This window comes from Colwellia sp. E2M01 (genome assembly GCF_018860585.1).
GTDB lineage: Bacteria > Pseudomonadota > Gammaproteobacteria > Enterobacterales > Alteromonadaceae > Colwellia.
The window spans coordinates 23,331-40,170 of the sequence record NZ_JAHKPR010000039.1; the positions used below are offsets into that span (position 1 = coordinate 23,331).

Below are 16,840 nucleotides of genomic sequence, written 5' to 3' on the forward strand. Positions count from 1 at the left end.
TTCATTTGCTCGTTCATACATCATTATATATGATGTACTATATATCAAAGTAACAAAGTTGCAACATCGCATCTTCAAGGAGCCTGTATGGAGATGTCACTCCCCCAGCATATAATTCCTTTAATACAAAGCAGTTATACATTAAAAAACAATAGGTTGAATACAGTTATTAATCATATCAAATACAACTTTGTAACTATATTGTTAATAATATTATCAAGCATAATTTTTACAATTTCTTTTACGGTTCAAGCATCTAGTTTAGAGCAAGCTAAACGACTTCATGACCGAATTGCGGGTGTACCACCGTCAATAACAACACTTATATCCATGAGTGAGTTAATTGATCAAGGCAAAACCGTTGAGGCAGCCTATATTGCGATGGAGTCACCAGAGTTTTATACAACCACATTAAAAGTATTTGCTAGTCCATGGACAAATGAAGACCAAGATATTTTTGAGCCGCTAAATGATTACAGCGCTACCGTGATTGGTGTTATTCGTGATGACATAGATTTTAGACAAATTCTTCAAGGTGATTTTACTTACATAGGTAAGCCAGAATTAAATTTAACACCTTATAGCAAAGTAAATAATACTCATTACCAAGACCTAGAAGATAGCTATACTAACTTAGCTGAAGGTTTAATACAGGTTAGTCAATCAAGTTTAAATGGACTACCAAGTAGCGCAACGGCAGGTGTATTAACTTCTCGCGCTGCCGCTAAAGCTTTCTTTTATCTAGGTACCAACCGTGCAATGTTACGTTTTACTTTGATGAATCATTTATGTACCGATTTAGAACCACTAAAAGATAATACCTTATCAACCGATAGAATTAGACAAGATGTAAGCAGAAGCCCAGGTGGCGATAGTCGTTTATTTATTAACAATTGCTCAGGTTGTCACACAGGTATGGATCCGCTAGCACAAGCGTTTGCCTATTATGATTACCAATTTGATACTGAAAATGATCCGCAAGCTGAAAGTGGTCAGTTAACTTACAATCAAGCTGCAGATATTGATAGTGCCACAGGTAGCCGAGTTGTCGCCAAGTACCATTTTAACGCCAGTAGTTTCCCATTCGGTTACGTAACGACAAGTGATGATTGGCAAAATTATTGGCGCCAAGGCGTTAACCAACGCCTTGGTTGGGATCAATCTTTATCCGGCAAAGGTAGTGGTATGAAGTCATTAGGCCAAGAATTAGCCAACAGCGAAGCTTTTGCTCAATGCCAAGTTAAAAAAGTATTTAAAGCAGTTTGTTTGCGTGACGCGGAAAGCAGCGCTGATGTATCGCAAATACAATCATCAACTACCTCTTTTAAACAACATTCTTACCAACTTAAGCAAGTCTTTGCTGAAGTTGGTGCGTATTGCATGGGAGAATAATGATGTATTTTCCAGCTTTATTAAATAAACTCATCAAACAAACGAAAAGTTACTTATTACTCAGCTTAATTTTATTTGTGAGTGCCTGTGGTGATTCTTCTGTAGAAGAAAAGCCACCTATTAATCAAGATAACACAAATACTGAATACACAGGGCCTGCAGCCGCTACAGAAGATATTCAAAAATTTAAAACTGCGCTTTGGGATAATATGTCTGCTACCGATCGTTGTGGCTCATGTCATACCGAAGGGAATACAGCGCCTTATTTTGCTAGCAGAGAAAACGTCAATGATGCTTATGCAGCAACTAATCTATTAGTCAGCCTAACTAAACCTGAAGATTCACGTTTAGTGAAAAAAGTAGCTGAAGGTCATAACTGTTGGTTAGGTAGTGACCAAGCTTGTGGCGAAACAATGCAACAATGGATAAAGCTATGGGCTGATGACAGAGTTAGCATAGCAAACACCATTGAATTAACAGCGCCTGTAGTTAAAGAGCCAGGCAGCAGTAAAAACTTTCCTGCTGAAAATAGCTTATTTAGTACTCATGTTTATCCTATTGTTACTCAGTATTGTGCAAGTTGTCATAGTGAAGCGGCTAGTACTGCGCAGTCCCCATTTTTTGCAAGTCAAGATATAGACAAAGCTTATGAAGTAGCTAAACAAGTAATTAACTTAGAAGATCCTGAAAAATCTCGTTTAGTCGTTCGCTTACGTACAGAGTCTCATAATTGTTGGAACAGCGACTGTTCATCAAGTAGTGATGAAATGGAGTCTGCGATTCAAGCAATGAGCGATGAAATAAGTCTTGATGCTATATCACCTGATTTAGTGGTATCAAAATCTTTATTACTTACCGACGGCCTTGTTGCGGCAAGTGGTGGCCGCTTTGAAACGGATGTTATCGCTTTATATCAATTTAAAACAGGCAATGGCAATACTGCCTACGACACTTCTGGTATTTCGCCTGCTGCTAACCTAACTCTAACAGGTAACGTTGAATGGCTAAGTAACTGGGGTTTATCATTTACCAATGGTAAAGCCCAAGCCAGTACCGCTAACAGCAAAAAAATTCATGATTTAATTACTTCAACTAACCAATTTTCTGTTGAAGCTTGGCTTACTCCCAACAATGTATCGCAAGAAGGTCCGGCAAGAATTGTAAGTTACTCAGCTGGAGACAACGATAGAAACTTTACCTTAGGGCAAACCCTTTATAATTATGACTTTATGCTGCAAACCGCAGAGAGTGATAGCAATGGAACGCCAACATTAAGCACACCAAATGCTGATGAAGTTTTACAAGCAACTTTACAGCATGTAGTACTGACGTATTCCGCCAGTGAAGGTCGTCGTATTTATGTTAATGGCAAACTTATTGAGGTTGTTGATGAAAACATAGCACCACTTGCCTCATGGGATGATAGCTTTGCGTTAATTTTAGGTAGAGAAGCCTCTAATAATCATGTTTGGCAAGGTGATATTCGTTTTTTAGCTATTTATAACCGGGAGCTCACCCAAACTGATATTTCGCAAAACTATAATGTCGGTGTTGGTGAAAAGTTCTTTTTATTATTTTCAGTCAGCGACTTAGTTGAATTACCTAATACTTATATATTATTTGAAGTGAGCCAATACGATAACTATAGCTATTTATTTATTAATCCAAGTTTAGTTAATTTAGATGGCAAAACCTTGCCTGATGACACTTTACTAAAAGGCATGCGCCTTGGTTTAAATGGTAAAGAGAGTGTGCAAGGGCAAACTTATATTAACCTCAATAAAAGTTTATCTGCTAACCAAGCTATAACAGAGCCGTTACTGCTGTCATCTTTAGGCACAATAATCGCTTTAGATAAAGGTGCTAATCATGATGAATTTTTCTTAACTTTTGAGCAATTAGGTGAACACAGTAATGTATCAATACCTAATGCCTTTGTTGCCCCTTCTGATACCTTTAGCAGCTCAGATAGCGCTAAAATTGGATTACGTAATTTTGCTCAAATCAATGCCAGTATGAGTGTGTTAACCGGTGTAGATAAAGCCTTAACAAATGTCGCAACTGTCTATGAAACTGTAAAACAGCAATTACCAACACTCACTAATATAGAAACCTTTATTTCAGCACAACAAATGGGGATTACCCAGTTAGCTATTGCCTATTGTGATGCAGCAATTGAAGATGACTCAATTAGGGCTGCTTGGTTTCCTGCAGTAGATTTTTCAGCTATGCCTGATGCAGCTTACGACGAGATAGGTAGAACAAACCTACTTACCCCGTTATTAGATCAATTAATGCCAGCAACATTAACGTCACAGCCTGATAAGACAAATGTTTATAACGAATTAAATGACCTTGTTACTCGACTTGCAGTATGTGGCAATAACTGTGCTGTCAGCCGCACTAAAAGTATTGCTAAAGCAAGCTGTGCTGCGGTATTAGCTAGCGCGGTTATGCTTGTTCAATAATATTTAGGCGTGAACTCGTTAACGTATACAAATTAGTATTTATTGTGTGCTATATCAGTCTTTATATTTATCACAATATAAAGACTGACTCACTAAATTAGCAGCACAAATATGTTAGGAAAATAGGAAATACCCATGAGAAAAACCAAACATTTTCAACCTAATGAGCCTTTGTTATTTGGCGATCATACTGCGCCAATGACACGTCGTGATTTTATCGCTGCGGGTCTGAAAACAGGTGGCCATGCGGTTGCTGGTTTATCTGCATTTTCTTTATTAGCTAATTCAAATAAAGCGAATGCGGCACTTTCAAGTGATATTGAAGCATTAAGAGATAGCTGCGGCATTAGTGCACAAGGCGCTGGAAAAATTCCATTTATTAGTTTCGACTTAGCTGGTGGTGCAAATATCTCTGGATCTAATGTTTTAGTCGGTGGCTTAGGCGGTCAACAAGACTTCTTATCAACTGCGGGTTACAGCAAGCTTGGGCTTCCTGGCGATATGGCACCCAATATTGCCAATCCTGATACTATGATGTCTGACTTTGTAAATACTGATTTAGGTTTAGCTTTTCACTCTGATTCTGCCTTTTTACGTGGTATTTTAGAAAAAGTATCTTCTGACACAGCTTCTAAAATAAATGGTGCTGTTATTCCTAACCGCTCCGATAACGATACATCAAATAATCCGCACAACCCAATGTATGCTATTGCCGCTGCAGGTGCTAATGGCTCGTTAATGCCACTTGTAGGCTCTCGTAATACCGACTCAGGTGGCAACTCAATGGCTCCCGCTAGCTTTATTGACTTAAGTGTGAGACCAACCAAAATTGATCGACCAAGCGATGTAACCGGCTTAGTCGACGTTGGTGATTTATTTGATATTTTTTCACAGCAAGATGCTGTTGCGGTGATGGAGAGTATTCAACGAGTTAGCGCGCAAAAAATGACAAAAGTAAACAGTCAAGTAACCCGTGATGACGTCATTAAAGATATGGTTAATTGTGGTTACGTAAAAAGTGCCGATTTAGCCGATCGCTTTGGCGATCCTAGCACATTAAACCCTGTTGCTGATGTTGATATTGTTGGCCCAGGTGGCATATTTACCTTAGCTGAATTTGATGGCGAACGTGAATTTCAAAAAACGGCCTCCATCATGAAGTTAGTCGTTAATGGTTACTCTGGTGCCGGCACAGTGACCATGGGCGGCTTTGATTACCATACTGGCGACCGTAGTACCGGCGAATTACGCGATTTACGTGCGGGACGCTGTATGGGGGCTTGTTTAGAATACGCTGCCAGACGCAACCAACCATTAATGATGTATGTATTTAGTGATGGTTCAGTTGCTAGTAACGGCCGCATTGATGAATCAGAAAATGGTCGCGGTAAAGGCGAGTGGACTGGTGATAACTCATCAACAGGCGCATCATTTTTCTTAGTGTACAACCCAAGCGGTAAACCACAATTAATGGGTGGTGATGCTGATGCACAAGCTCGTAATCAACAAATAGGTTTTATGCGCCCTGATGCTTCTGTAGAGACCGCATCAGCGCCTTCAGCTAACAATGTTAATCTACTAGTGCAAACCGTCTTATTAAACTATATGGCGCTACATGGCGAGCAAGGTAACTTTTCTAACTTAGTACCCGGCCAAGGTTTAGGTAATAGCACAGTGTTAGACTCATTAACTGCTTTTCAACCGATTTATACGGGTTAATGGCATTATGCATTAGCAAAGCTCGTACTATTAATACAAAAAATAACCGAAAAATTAATAGTGCGAATAAACTCCCGCCTACAATAAACAACTAATATCGGAGTGTACGGAACTCATTTTCACGCTCCGCGTGGTAAGCATAGGTAGGCTACTGCTTTAATCCTTTAGAAAAATGCAGCTTTTGATTATTATCAATAATAATCGCTTCATATTCTGGCAAGCTATCAATAAACGTCATGCCATCAACTAACCCCTTAACAAACACTGTGGTCGATAGCGCATCAACTATTGTCGGATCTTTACCAATAATAGAAACACTCACCACTTCGCGCGCAGAATCACCTGTTTTAGGATTAATAATGTGATGATAACGAGTGCCATCCTCAATAAAATAACGTTCGTAATCACCCGAAGTGGAAATAGCTTCATCACTTAACGGAATATGCACTGCATTTCTATCTTCAGCACGAGGGTGTTTTATACCCACTAACCAAGGTCGACCTTTACGATCTCCTAACAACACTGTATCCCCACCCGCGCTCATTAACGCAAACTCAATATTCGAGGCTTTTAAAATATCAATGCAGCGCTGAATGGCATAACCTTTGGCAATACCTCCAAGATCTATTTTAATAGCATCATTAGCAAATTTTACCGACCGTTCAGCTTCATCAAGAATAATACCTCGGTAATTAATCGCTGGTAGGGCATTATTAATGGCAACTTGTGCAGGCTTAATTTTTTGACGGTAGTCGTATTGGTAACCGATAGAGGCATAGCTTATATCAAATGCGCCATCGCTCAATTCTGAAATTCGTTGAGCTGTTTTTAATAAAGAAAACAATTCAGCTGAGGTAATAATCGCACCATTGCTCGCTTGACGATTTAGCAAACTAAGCTCACTTGTTGATATATATGGACTCATCGACTTATCTAAACGATCCATTTCAGCAATAACCTGTTTAATTAAACCCTGTGCTTTTGCATTAATTTTTTCGTTCTTTATAAAACCTTGATCACTGCTATTTTCATTTAACCAAAACTCAAGATGAGCACGAGTACCCATAGTATTAAAGGTGTGCTGATACCATTGGGCACTTAACTGAAATGACATTAATAACAGCAGCGCTGAAAGAACAGAGAGTAAATACCTCAAAGTATTATTTCACTATATTTAAAGGGGGTGTTAGACATGATATTAAACACTAAGACTAATGAACTATAAATCACTCATCCAATCCATTTGTTTATTCGCACGCGACTTGCGGTCAATCAAATCTTGAATTAAAGGGGTTAATATAAGCTCCATCGCTAAGCCCATTTTACCACCAGGAACAACTAACGTATTAATACGCGACATAAAAGAGCCGTCAATCATTCGTAAATAATATTGAAAATCAACATTCTTAACTTCACGAAAACGAATAACCACAAAACTTTCATCTAGACTCGGGATAGCTTTAGCACTAAAAGGGTTAGAAGTGTCGACAGTAGGTACACGCTGAAAATTAATATGCGTACGCGAAAATTGTGGCGTTATAAAAGAAATATAATCTTCCATACTACGCACAATACTAGCTGTCACAGCTTCTCTTGAATGACCACGCTTATCAGTATCACGTACCATTTTTTGAATCCACTCAAGATTAACAATAGGCACCATGCCAATAAGTAGATCAACATGACGAGCAACATCATTCTCAGGTGTGACTACGCCGCCGTGTAGGCCTTCGTAATACAATAAATCTGTGCCTTCGCCTAACTCTTCCCATGGCGTAAAAGTCCCAGGCATTTGATTGTAAGGCACTGCATCATCAAAGGTATGTAAATAGCGTCTAATTTGACCTTTCCCAGTGTCACCATAATCACAAAAGAGCTTTTCTAATGCCCCAAAATCATTAGCGAGATCACCAAAGTAGCTGATATTTTCACGAGCTTCTTTAGCTTTACGTTTTGCCATATTCATCTCTGGGCGAGAAAAACGATGAAAACTATCACCTTCGACATTAACAGAAGTAATACCTAATGTTCTAAACATATGATCGAAAGCGGCAGTCGTTGTAGATGTTCCTGCCCCTGAAGAACCAGTAACAGCAATAATCGGGTTTCGTGACGACATATAAACTCAAAGTGTAGACTAAAGTACAATAGATATTTTATACGGTGAATTAAGCTTTAGGTCAAGCAACGATTAAATCCCCCCACTATTCATTATACCAACCCAGATAAGTTTTTGGTCTAGCAGTGCGCAAGAAAAGTATTTAAAGACAAAGCGCTTGATTGAGCAATACTGGTTATTGCGATTGAGAGCAACACAGGGTTTACTTATTTTAATCAGTACAGGTGATCAGTAATTTAACGGATTTGGTATTATTTTAGGCAATAAAAAACCGAGCCTGAGCTCGGTTTTTAATTGAAGTGTGATTTAACAATAAAGTTAAATTTACGCTTCAGCTGACTCTTCAACTACTTCAGGAGCATCTTCTACTACTGGGCGGTCTACTAACTCAATGTATGCCATAGGCGCTTTATCACCAGTACGGAAACCACATTTTAAAATGCGAGTATAACCACCTGGACGTTCTTGGTAACGAGGACCAAGTTCGCTGAATAAAATACCTACTACTTCTTTATCTTGTGTACGAGCAAACGCTAAACGGCGATTTGCAACACTGTCGGTTTTAGCCAATGTAACTAGTGGCTCAATAACACGACGTAGTTCTTTAGCTTTAGCTACAGTCGTTTTAATAACGCCGTGCTTAACTAAAGAGCTTGCCATATTGCGGAACATCGCTTGACGATGACTGCTATTACGGTTTAACTGGCGACCGCTTTGACGATGACGCATAAGTTAATCCCTTCTCTCTAACTATTAAAAAAATGATGATCGAACTAGTCGTTGTCAACAATGCTTTCAGGTGGCCAATTTTCTAAGCGCATGCCTAGAGATAAGCCACGTGACGCTAAAACGTCTTTAATTTCTGTAAGAGATTTCTTACCTAAATTAGGCGTTTTAAGAAGTTCAACTTCTGCACGTTGTACTAAATCACCAATGTATTGAATTGCTTCTGCTTTTAAACAGTTCGCTGAACGAACAGTTAATTCTAGATCATCTACCGGACGAAGCAAGATTGGGTCGAACAATGGTTTTTCTTCCACTTGCTCTACTTCTTTGATATCACGAAGTTCAACAAACGCATCAAGCTGTTCAGCAAGAATAGTTGAAGCACGACGGATAGCTTCTTCTGGATCCAATGTACCATTGGTTTCCATATCTAAAACTAATTTGTCTAAATCTGTACGTTGTTCAACACGTGCAGAATCAACATCATAGGCAATTCTAACTACTGGGCTGAATGAGGCATCAACCAACAAACGACCAATAGCACGATCTTCTTCCTCGGCATCACGGCGCGCTGAAGCAGGAACATAACCACGTCCCATTTCAATTTTAATGCGCATGTTGATAGAACCTTCACCTGTTAAGGTGCAGATAACATGATCTGGATTTGCAATAGTTACATCACCATCATGTTGTATATCAGCTGCCGTTACAGGGCCTTCACCAGACTTAGTTAAGGTTAGAACTGCTTCATTCTTACCTTCTAATAAAACAGCAAGTCCTTTAAGGTTTAACAATATTTCGATGATGTCCTCTTGAACACCTTCTTTACTACTGTACTCATGTAAAACGCCATCAATTTCAACTTCAGTTACGGCACAACCCGGCATAGAAGATAAAAGAATACGACGTAACGCATTACCTAAAGTGTGACCAAAACCACGTTCTAGTGGCTCTAATGTTACCTTAGCACGACGAGCGCTAACAGTTTCAATGCCAACTAAGCGTGGTCTAAGGAATTCGGTTACTGAACCCTGCATATATGTCCTCTCTTAAAGTGCAACTTTACTACTTAGAGTAAAGTTCAACAATCAACTGTTCATTAATTTCGGCAGATAAATCAGCGCGATCTGGAACACGTTTAAAAACGCCTTCAAGCTTCTTAGTATCTACTTCAACCCAAAGTGGTTTCTCACGTTGATCAGCTAATTCTAAAGCAGCGATAATACGCGCTTGAGTTTTAGACTTCTCACGAACAGAAACAGTATCTTCAGCTTTAACAGTGAAAGATGGAATATTAACTACACCGCCGTTTACCACGATAGCCTTATGGCTAACTAATTGACGAGCTTCAGCACGAGTGCTTGCATAGCCCATACGGTAAACTACGTTATCTAAACGCGTTTCTAAAAGCTGTAACAAGTTTTCACCTGTGTTGCCTTTTTGACGTGCCGCTTCTTTGTAGTAATTACTGAATTGTTTTTCTAGTACGCCATAAATACGACGAACTTTTTGTTTTTCACGAAGTTGAACACCGTAGTCTGATAAACGACCGCGACGTGCGCCGTGTTGACCTGGTATTGTTTCGATTTTACATTTAGTGTCAATTGCTCTTACACCGCTTTTAAGGAACAAATCTGTACCTTCGCGACGACTAAGCTTTAACTTAGGACCTAAATATCTAGCCATTTTCTTTCTCCAACTATCCTAAAAAAAATTACGATTAAACGCGACGTTTCTTAGGAGGACGACAACCATTATGAGGAATAGGTGTAACGTCAGTAATGTTGGTGATTTTAAAACCAGCAGCATTTAAGGCACGGATAGCAGATTCACGACCTGGACCTGGACCTTTAACGAACACTTCAATATTCTTCAAGCCAAACTCTTTTGCAACAGCGCCTGCGCGATCTGCAGCTACTTGCGCAGCGAACGGAGTTGATTTACGTGAACCACGGAAACCTGAACCACCGGCAGTCGCCCAAGATAAAGCATTACCTTGACGGTCTGTAAGAGTCACGATTGTGTTGTTGAAAGAAGCATGGATATGAGCCATGCCATCAGCAACTTGTTTTTTTACGCGTTTACGCGTACGAACTGGTGTTTTAGCCATTGTCTAGTTCCTCTTACTTCTTAATTGGCTTACGAGGACCTTTACGGGTACGCGCATTAGTTTTAGTGCGTTGACCACGTAGAGGAAGACTGCGACGGTGACGAATGCCACGGAAACAACCTAAATCCATAAGACGTTTAATATTCATTGAAACTTCACGGCGTAAATCACCTTCTACGGTAAATTTATCCACTTCTGCACGTAGCAAATCAATTTTTGCTTCGTCCAATTCACTGATCTTCGTAGATTCTTCGATACCAGCTGCTGCACAGATTGCTTTCGCACGTGTAGCGCCAATACCGTAAATCGCAGTAATGGCGATTACTGCATGTTTACGATCAGGGATGTTAATGCCAGCGATACGGGCCACTAAACACATCTCCTATTAATTAATTAAATTACTCTGATTGGAAAGCCCGTTAGGATACCCAACCATTCTCTTTTTTTGCAAATCGAAGCGGCATTATACAGATAAATCTACATAATGCCACTGCTAAAAGATTTTAGGTTAAAAGCTAAGCTTAACCTTGTCTTTGTTTGTGCTTTGGTTCAACACAAAGAACGCGAATAACGCCTTTACGCTTAACCACTTTACAGTTACGACAAATCTTTTTTACGGATGCACGTACTTTCATTTTATACTCCGTTAACTAAATCAACTCGGTCTAACGACCGTAGCCTTTTAAGTTCGCTTTTTTAAGTACATTGTCATATTGATGAGACATCATATGCGTTTGTACCTGTGCCATAAAATCCATAATCACAACCACGATAATCAATAAAGATGTACCGCCGAAATAGAACTGAACGTCCCATGCCATGATCATAAACTGTGGAACCAAACAGACAAAGGTAATATACGCTGCACCACATAGGGTTAAACGTGTCATAACTTTATCAATGTATTTGGATGTTTGTTCACCCGGACGAATCCCTGGAATGAATGCACCTGACTTTTTCAAGTTATCTGCTGTTTCACGCGGATTGAAAACAAGAGCCGTGTAAAAGAAACAGAAAAATATAATTGCTGCCGCTAACATCATTACGTACAAAGGTTGCCCTGGCGACATTGCCTGAGATACACCTTGTAAAAAATCAGCTACGGGGCCGTCACCTTGACCAAACCAGCTCGCAAGCGTGCCTGGAAACAAGATAAGACTTGAGGCAAAGATAGGCGGAATAACACCCGCCATATTCACTTTCAAAGGTAAATGTGTACTTTGCGCGGCAAACACCTTACGGCCTTGCTGACGCTTAGCGTAGTTCACAACAATACGTCGTTGACCACGTTCCACAAATACTACTAAGTAAGTTACTGCAAATACCACAACGCCTATAAGCAATAATACTAATAAGTGTATTTCACCTTGACGCGCCATTTCAGCTGTTTGACCAACTGCGGATGGCATGCCAGCAACAATACCAGCAAAAATGATAATTGATATACCATTACCAATACCACGTTCAGTAATTTGCTCACCTAACCACATTAAAAACATGGTACCGGTAATCAAACTAATTACAGCAGTAAAATAGAAACCAAAACCTGGATCAATAACAAGGCCTTGCATCATATCTGGTAAACTTCTGGCAATCGCTATCGATTGTACTGTTGCTAGAACTAAAGTGCCGTAGCGTGTGTATTGACTGATTTTACGACGTCCAGCTTCACCTTCTTTTTTCAACTCTGCCATTGCCGGGTGCATAACCGTAAGCAATTGCATAATGATTGAAGCTGAGATGTACGGCATAATACCTAAAGCCAATACTGAGGCTCGCTCAAGTGCACCACCAGAGAACATGTTAAACATTTCTACAATGGTGCCCTTTTGTTGTTCAAAGAACTGAGCTAATACAGCGGCGTCAATACCAGGGATTGGCACAAAAGACCCTAAACGAAGCACAACTAAGGCAACGAATACGAACCATAATCTTTGTTTCAGCTCAGACAAACCGCCTGCGCCTTTACTACCTTGTTGGGTAGCCATTCCTGGTGTAGCCATTGTATATTATTCCTCTACTTTGCCACCAGCAGCTTCAATAGCTGCTTGTGCGCCTTTAGTTACTGCAATACCACGTAAAGTAATCGGACGAGTAATTTCGCCTGATAACATAACTTTAACAGCTACGATATTACGAGTTATTAAGCCAGCGTCTTTAAGTGCGTGAATATCCACAACATCACCAGAAACTAGGTTTAATTCATGTAAACGTACTTCAGCGCGAACTAAAGATTTACGTGAAGTAAAACCAAATTTAGGTAAACGTTGTTTCAATGGCATCTGACCACCTTCAAAACCTGGACGTACACTACCGCCAGAACGAGACTTCTGACCTTTGTGACCACGACCACCAGTTTTACCGATGCCTGAACCAATACCACGACCACAGCGTTTTTTAGCTTTGTGCGATCCCGGTGCAGGAGATAAAGTATTTAAATGCATAATTAATCCTCCACCTTAACCATATAATAAACCTTGTTGATCATACCACGTACAGATGGAGTATCTTCTAACTCAACTGTATGATTGATACGACGTAGACCAAGGCCTTTTAATGTAGCTCTATGCTTCGGTAAACGACCGATAGAACTTTTTATTTGAGTTACTTTAACTGTTTTAGACATGCTCAATTACCCCAAAATGTCTGCAACGCTTTTGCCACGTTTAGCTGCAACTGCTTTTGGTGAATGCATATTCACTAAAGCTGAAACAGTAGCGCGAACTACGTTGATTGGGTTAGTAGAACCGTATGCTTTTGACAATACGTTCTGAACGCCTGCAACTTCAAGTACTGCACGCATCGCGCCACCGGCGATGATACCTGTACCTTCAGAAGCTGGTTGCATGTAAACTTTAGAGCCAGAGTGCTTGCCCGTAATAACATGCTGAAGAGTAGTACCCTTCAGGTCAACGTTTACGATGTTACGGTGTGCTTTTTCCATTGCTTTTTGAATAGCAGCAGGCACTTCACGTGCTTTACCGTAGCCAAAACCAACACGACCGTTACCGTCACCAACTACTGTTAGTGCAGTAAAACTGAAAATGCGACCACCTTTAACCACTTTTGAAACGCGGTTAACGGCGATTAGCTTTTCAGCCATATCACTTTGTTGTGAGTTTTCTTGATTATGATTAGCCATTATCAACCCCTAGAATTGAAGACCAGCTTCACGAGCTGCTTCTGCTAACGCTTTTACGCGACCATGGTAAAGGAAACCAGAGCGATCAAAAGCTATCTTAGAGATACCTTTTGCTACAGCACGTTCAGCGATTGCTTTACCTACTGCAGTTGCTGCTGCAACATTACCTGTGTTTTCAATTTGAGCTGCTACTTCTTTGTCTAAAGTAGATGCAGATGCAATTACTTCAGATCCTGTAGGAGCGATCAATTGAGCGTAAATGTGACGAGGAGTACGGAATATAACTAAACGATTCGCACCCAACTCGCTAATTTTTGCACGAGCGCGTTTAGCGCGGCGCAAACGAGATGTTTTCTTATCCATAGTATTACCCTACTTCTTCTTAGCTTCTTTACGACGAACGTATTCATCAGAATAACGAACACCTTTACCTTTGTAAGGCTCAGGTTTACGGTATGCACGAATGTTCGCTGCGGTTTGACCAACTAAATGCTTATCACAACTTTTCAGTGTAATTTCAGTTTGGCTAGGGGTTTCACAAGTTACTCCATCAGGAATAGCATGGCTGATTGGGTGTGAAAAACCTAAAGATAAGTCTAAAGACTTGCCTGCAGCTTTTGCACGGTAACCAACACCTTGTAAAATCAATTTCTTTTCAAAACCTTTACTAACACCTTCAACCATATTATTGATTAAAGCGCGTGCAGTACCGGCTTGAGCCCATGCATTTCTATCATCGCATGCGACTGTAGTTTTGATTTCGTTCTCTTCATGAGAAACAGCAACAAAACTATGAATCGTACGTGATAATTCACCTACTGGACCTTTAACTGTAATATCTTGACCTGATAACGTTACGGTAACGCCAGCAGGAACAACGACAGGTGCTTTTGCAACACGAGACATATTATTCTCCTTACTCTACGAAACCAAGAACTTCACCGCCAATACCCGCAGAGCGAGCAGCACGATCCGTCATCAAACCTTTAGAAGTCGAAATGATCGCAATACCCATACCAGCAAGAACTTTAGGAAGTTCGTCACAGCTTTTGTATATACGAAGACCTGGACGTGAAACACGTTTGATCTTTTCAATTACTTCTTTACCTTCAAAATACTTCAACGTTACAGCTAACTCAGGCTTAACATCGCCTGATACTGAATAATCTGAAATATAACCTTCTTCTTTAAGCAAGTTAGCAATTGCAACTTTAACTTTTGAAGATGGCATTTGTACTGCAACTTTTGCTGCAGATTGACCGTTGCGGATGCGTGTAAACATGTCCGCGATAGGATCAGTCATCATAACCATTTACTCCCGTGAATTACCAACTAGCTTTCTTAAGACCTGGAACTTCACCACGCATCATAGTTTCGCGTAATTTAATACGGCTTAAACCAAATTTACGTAAGAAACCATGTGGGCGACCTGTAACATTACAACGATTACGTTGACGGCTACGGCTCGAATCACGAGGTAAACTTTGAAGTTTCAATACAGCATCCCAGCGTTCTTCATCAGAAGAATTAACACTAGAGATGATTGCTTTTAATGCAGCACGCTTTTCAGCATATTGTGCTACTAACTTAGTTCTTTTAGCTTCACGAGCTTTCATTGACGTTTTAGCCATAACTCTACACCTTCTTCTTGAACGGGAAATCAAAGGCAGACAATAAAGCTAGTCCTTCTTCGTTATCTTTCGCGCTAGTAGTAATAGTGATATCTAAGCCGCGAATCTTGTCGATTTTATCGTACTGGATTTCTGGGAAGATAATTTGCTCACGAACGCCCATGCTATAGTTACCGCGACCGTCGAATGACTTAGGATTTAAGCCACGGAAGTCACGGATACGAGGGATAGAAATAGAGATTAAACGCTCTAAAAATTCCCACATACGCTCGCCGCGTAGAGTTACTTTTGTACCTATAGGGTAGCCTTCACGAATTTTGAAGCCCGCAACTGATTTGCGTGCTACTGTCGTGACCGGCTTTTGCCCTGAGATTGCAGTAAGATCATTCGTGGCGTGTTCTAATACTTTTTTATCAGCAATAGCTTCACCAACACCCATGTTCAGGGTGATCTTTTCAATCCGAGGGACTTGCATGACACTCTTATAACCAAATTGCTTTTGCAATTCAGCTACAACTGTATCTTTATATAAATCATGCAGTTTCGCCATCGTTTACTCCAATTTAAATTAATTCGTTACTAGATTTGAAAAAACGTACTTTTTTGCCGTCTTCAATTCTAAAACCAACACGATCTGCTTTACCCGTTGCTGGGTTAACAATCGCTACGTTGGAAACCTGTAAAGGTGCTTCTTTTTCAACAATGCCACCAGGCTGCTGTAACTGAGGTACAGGCTTAGTGTGCTTTTTGATTAAGTTAACGCCTTCAACTATTACTTTACCAGCTTCAACAAGAACTTTAGTGACTTTACCAGTCTTACCCTTGTCTTTACCTGCAAGTATAATTACTTCATCATCACGACGAATCTTAGATGCCATTATCGTGACTCCTTATAGTACTTCTGGTGCTAATGATACGATTTTCATAAATTTTTCATTACGAAGTTCACGTGTCACAGGCCCGAAAATACGAGTACCAATTGGTTGCATGTTAGCATTTAACATTACAGCCGCGTTTTCATCGAAACGGATAGCAGAACCATCTGTACGACGAACACCCTTCTTAGTGCGCACCACTACCGCAGTGTGAACATCACCTTTTTTTACTTTACCGCGAGGACTTGCTTCCTTTACGGCAACTTTGATGATATCACCAATGCGTGCATAGCGACGGTGCGAGCCACCAAGAACCTTTATACATTGAACACGCTTAGCGCCACTGTTATCAGCAACATTCAGCTGTGATTGCATTTGGATCATTGACTTTTTGCTCCATTGTTATCTTTTTTCCTTCCTTACATTTAATAAAAAAACATAAGAAAACAATAAGATAAATTTATAATTCAAGGCCAGAAATTGACCCGTCACTGCCTTTTTAAAGACCCCCACCAACTTTGTTCAGCACTTAAAAGTGACAACTCAAACTTAATGGGCGCGAGATTATAACACCGCTTAATCAAAAGAGATAGTTAAATTAATTAAAAAATGAACAGTGCGAATTATACCAATTTGATTAAGTTCTTTCCCACTCAGC

Annotated in this window: 22 protein-coding genes; 3 read left to right on the forward strand and 19 right to left on the reverse strand. The window is 40.1% G+C overall.

Features of this window, described 5'->3' with window-relative positions; all coding sequences use genetic code 11:
• Positions 1-87 precede the first annotated feature (87 nt).
• The 3 genes from KO502_RS08790 to KO502_RS08800 all read left to right on the forward strand — a co-directional run bounded on the left by KO502_RS08790 (position 88) and on the right by KO502_RS08800 (position 5,579).
• Positions 88-1,392: a hypothetical protein gene (locus tag KO502_RS08790; RefSeq protein WP_252730676.1), complete on the forward strand. Its 1,305-nt coding sequence runs from the start codon at positions 88-90 to the stop codon at positions 1,390-1,392.
• Positions 1,392-3,860 (forward strand): LamG domain-containing protein, encoded by a 2,469-nt coding sequence (locus KO502_RS08795; RefSeq protein ID WP_252730678.1) that lies wholly within the window; start codon positions 1,392-1,394, stop codon positions 3,858-3,860. The genes KO502_RS08790 and KO502_RS08795 overlap by 1 nt, the downstream gene beginning before the upstream one ends.
• Positions 3,861-3,995: 135 nt before the next feature.
• On the forward strand, positions 3,996-5,579 hold the full coding sequence (locus KO502_RS08800) for a general secretion pathway protein GspF (protein WP_216022214.1): 1,584 nt from the start codon (positions 3,996-3,998) through the stop codon (positions 5,577-5,579).
• Between the two features lie 148 nt (positions 5,580-5,727).
• On the opposite strand, the gene KO502_RS08805 is transcribed toward KO502_RS08800, so the two are convergent.
• The 19 genes from KO502_RS08805 to rplN form a co-directional block, all read right to left on the reverse strand.
• Positions 5,728-6,693, reverse strand: coding sequence for an FAD:protein FMN transferase (locus KO502_RS08805; protein ID WP_252730679.1), 966 nt, complete (start codon positions 6,691-6,693; stop codon positions 5,728-5,730).
• A gap of 105 nt (positions 6,694-6,798) precedes the next feature.
• Positions 6,799-7,698: a phosphoribulokinase gene (locus KO502_RS08810; RefSeq protein WP_216022215.1), complete on the reverse strand. Its 900-nt coding sequence runs from the start codon at positions 7,696-7,698 to the stop codon at positions 6,799-6,801.
• Between the two features lie 324 nt (positions 7,699-8,022).
• A complete protein-coding gene (rplQ, locus tag KO502_RS08815) occupies positions 8,023-8,427 on the reverse strand; it encodes a 50S ribosomal protein L17 (RefSeq protein WP_101345313.1) in 405 nt (134 codons plus the stop codon).
• A 44-nt stretch (positions 8,428-8,471) separates the two neighbouring features.
• A complete protein-coding gene (gene rpoA / locus KO502_RS08820; protein WP_216022216.1) occupies positions 8,472-9,461 on the reverse strand; it encodes a DNA-directed RNA polymerase subunit alpha in 990 nt (329 codons plus the stop codon).
• A gap of 28 nt (positions 9,462-9,489) precedes the next feature.
• Positions 9,490-10,110 carry a 30S ribosomal protein S4 gene (gene rpsD / locus KO502_RS08825; RefSeq protein WP_101345311.1) on the reverse strand — a complete coding sequence of 207 codons (621 nt, stop codon included), beginning with the start codon at positions 10,108-10,110 and terminating at the stop codon, positions 9,490-9,492.
• Between the two features lie 34 nt (positions 10,111-10,144).
• Positions 10,145-10,534 carry a 30S ribosomal protein S11 gene (rpsK, locus tag KO502_RS08830; protein WP_011041474.1) on the reverse strand — a complete coding sequence of 130 codons (390 nt, stop codon included), beginning with the start codon at positions 10,532-10,534 and terminating at the stop codon, positions 10,145-10,147.
• Positions 10,535-10,547: 13 nt separating this feature from the next.
• Positions 10,548-10,904, reverse strand: a complete 357-nt coding sequence (gene rpsM / locus KO502_RS08835) for a 30S ribosomal protein S13 (RefSeq protein ID WP_159817717.1) — start codon at positions 10,902-10,904, stop codon at positions 10,548-10,550.
• A gap of 151 nt (positions 10,905-11,055) precedes the next feature.
• On the reverse strand, positions 11,056-11,169 hold the full coding sequence (rpmJ, locus tag KO502_RS08840) for a 50S ribosomal protein L36 (protein ID WP_011041472.1): 114 nt from the start codon (positions 11,167-11,169) through the stop codon (positions 11,056-11,058).
• A 30-nt stretch (positions 11,170-11,199) separates the two neighbouring features.
• Positions 11,200-12,537 (reverse strand): preprotein translocase subunit SecY, encoded by a 1,338-nt coding sequence (secY, locus tag KO502_RS08845; RefSeq protein WP_216022217.1) that lies wholly within the window; start codon positions 12,535-12,537, stop codon positions 11,200-11,202.
• A 6-nt stretch (positions 12,538-12,543) separates the two neighbouring features.
• The gene (gene rplO / locus KO502_RS08850; protein ID WP_216022218.1) at positions 12,544-12,978 is read right to left on the reverse strand and encodes a 50S ribosomal protein L15; all 435 of its coding nucleotides are present in this window, start codon (positions 12,976-12,978) and stop codon (positions 12,544-12,546) included.
• A 2-nt stretch (positions 12,979-12,980) separates the two neighbouring features.
• Positions 12,981-13,160: a 50S ribosomal protein L30 gene (gene rpmD / locus KO502_RS08855; protein ID WP_058026240.1), complete on the reverse strand. Its 180-nt coding sequence runs from the start codon at positions 13,158-13,160 to the stop codon at positions 12,981-12,983.
• A 6-nt stretch (positions 13,161-13,166) separates the two neighbouring features.
• Entirely contained in the window at positions 13,167-13,676 is a 510-nt protein-coding gene (rpsE, locus tag KO502_RS08860; protein ID WP_101345306.1) for a 30S ribosomal protein S5, read from the reverse strand.
• Between the two features lie 9 nt (positions 13,677-13,685).
• Complete coding sequence (rplR, locus tag KO502_RS08865; RefSeq protein ID WP_216022219.1) at positions 13,686-14,039, reverse strand: 50S ribosomal protein L18; 354 nt, start codon at positions 14,037-14,039, stop codon at positions 13,686-13,688.
• 9 nt (positions 14,040-14,048) lie between these two features.
• Positions 14,049-14,582 (reverse strand): 50S ribosomal protein L6, encoded by a 534-nt coding sequence (gene rplF / locus KO502_RS08870; RefSeq protein WP_216022220.1) that lies wholly within the window; start codon positions 14,580-14,582, stop codon positions 14,049-14,051.
• Between the two features lie 10 nt (positions 14,583-14,592).
• Positions 14,593-14,988, reverse strand: coding sequence for a 30S ribosomal protein S8 (gene rpsH / locus KO502_RS08875; RefSeq protein WP_033094747.1), 396 nt, complete (start codon positions 14,986-14,988; stop codon positions 14,593-14,595).
• Between the two features lie 13 nt (positions 14,989-15,001).
• Entirely contained in the window at positions 15,002-15,307 is a 306-nt protein-coding gene (gene rpsN, locus KO502_RS08880; RefSeq protein WP_216022221.1) for a 30S ribosomal protein S14, read from the reverse strand.
• Between the two features lie 4 nt (positions 15,308-15,311).
• Positions 15,312-15,857, reverse strand: coding sequence for a 50S ribosomal protein L5 (gene rplE / locus KO502_RS08885; protein ID WP_216022222.1), 546 nt, complete (start codon positions 15,855-15,857; stop codon positions 15,312-15,314).
• A gap of 13 nt (positions 15,858-15,870) precedes the next feature.
• Positions 15,871-16,185 (reverse strand): 50S ribosomal protein L24, encoded by a 315-nt coding sequence (rplX, locus tag KO502_RS08890; protein ID WP_216022223.1) that lies wholly within the window; start codon positions 16,183-16,185, stop codon positions 15,871-15,873.
• A 12-nt stretch (positions 16,186-16,197) separates the two neighbouring features.
• Positions 16,198-16,566, reverse strand: a complete 369-nt coding sequence (gene rplN, locus KO502_RS08895) for a 50S ribosomal protein L14 (RefSeq protein ID WP_101345300.1) — start codon at positions 16,564-16,566, stop codon at positions 16,198-16,200.
• Between the last annotated feature and the right edge of the window lie 274 nt (positions 16,567-16,840).

Coding starts and splice junctions, on each gene's coding strand:
- KO502_RS08790 (WP_252730676.1), top strand. CDS start 88: ATGGAGATGTCACTCCCCCAGCATATAATTCCTTTAATACAAAGCAGT.
- KO502_RS08795 (WP_252730678.1), top strand. CDS start 1,392: ATGATGTATTTTCCAGCTTTATTAAATAAACTCATCAAACAAACGAAA.
- KO502_RS08800 (WP_216022214.1), top strand. CDS start 3,996: ATGAGAAAAACCAAACATTTTCAACCTAATGAGCCTTTGTTATTTGGC.
- KO502_RS08805 (WP_252730679.1), bottom strand. CDS start 6,693: ATGTCATTTCAGTTAAGTGCCCAATGGTATCAGCACACCTTTAATACT.
- KO502_RS08810 (WP_216022215.1), bottom strand. CDS start 7,698: ATGTCGTCACGAAACCCGATTATTGCTGTTACTGGTTCTTCAGGGGCA.
- rplQ (WP_101345313.1), bottom strand. CDS start 8,427: ATGCGTCATCGTCAAAGCGGTCGCCAGTTAAACCGTAATAGCAGTCAT.
- rpoA (WP_216022216.1), bottom strand. CDS start 9,461: ATGCAGGGTTCAGTAACCGAATTCCTTAGACCACGCTTAGTTGGCATT.
- rpsD (WP_101345311.1), bottom strand. CDS start 10,110: ATGGCTAGATATTTAGGTCCTAAGTTAAAGCTTAGTCGTCGCGAAGGT.
- rpsK (WP_011041474.1), bottom strand. CDS start 10,534: ATGGCTAAAACACCAGTTCGTACGCGTAAACGCGTAAAAAAACAAGTT.
- rpmJ (WP_011041472.1), bottom strand. CDS start 11,169: ATGAAAGTACGTGCATCCGTAAAAAAGATTTGTCGTAACTGTAAAGTG.
- secY (WP_216022217.1), bottom strand. CDS start 12,537: ATGGCTACACCAGGAATGGCTACCCAACAAGGTAGTAAAGGCGCAGGC.
- rplO (WP_216022218.1), bottom strand. CDS start 12,978: ATGCATTTAAATACTTTATCTCCTGCACCGGGATCGCACAAAGCTAAA.
- rpmD (WP_058026240.1), bottom strand. CDS start 13,160: ATGTCTAAAACAGTTAAAGTAACTCAAATAAAAAGTTCTATCGGTCGT.
- rpsE (WP_101345306.1), bottom strand. CDS start 13,676: ATGGCTAATCATAATCAAGAAAACTCACAACAAAGTGATATGGCTGAA.
- rplR (WP_216022219.1), bottom strand. CDS start 14,039: ATGGATAAGAAAACATCTCGTTTGCGCCGCGCTAAACGCGCTCGTGCA.
- rplF (WP_216022220.1), bottom strand. CDS start 14,582: ATGTCTCGTGTTGCAAAAGCACCTGTCGTTGTTCCTGCTGGCGTTACC.
- rpsH (WP_033094747.1), bottom strand. CDS start 14,988: ATGGTTATGATGACTGATCCTATCGCGGACATGTTTACACGCATCCGC.
- rpsN (WP_216022221.1), bottom strand. CDS start 15,307: ATGGCTAAAACGTCAATGAAAGCTCGTGAAGCTAAAAGAACTAAGTTA.
- rplE (WP_216022222.1), bottom strand. CDS start 15,857: ATGGCGAAACTGCATGATTTATATAAAGATACAGTTGTAGCTGAATTG.
- rplX (WP_216022223.1), bottom strand. CDS start 16,185: ATGGCATCTAAGATTCGTCGTGATGATGAAGTAATTATACTTGCAGGT.
- rplN (WP_101345300.1), bottom strand. CDS start 16,566: ATGATCCAAATGCAATCACAGCTGAATGTTGCTGATAACAGTGGCGCT.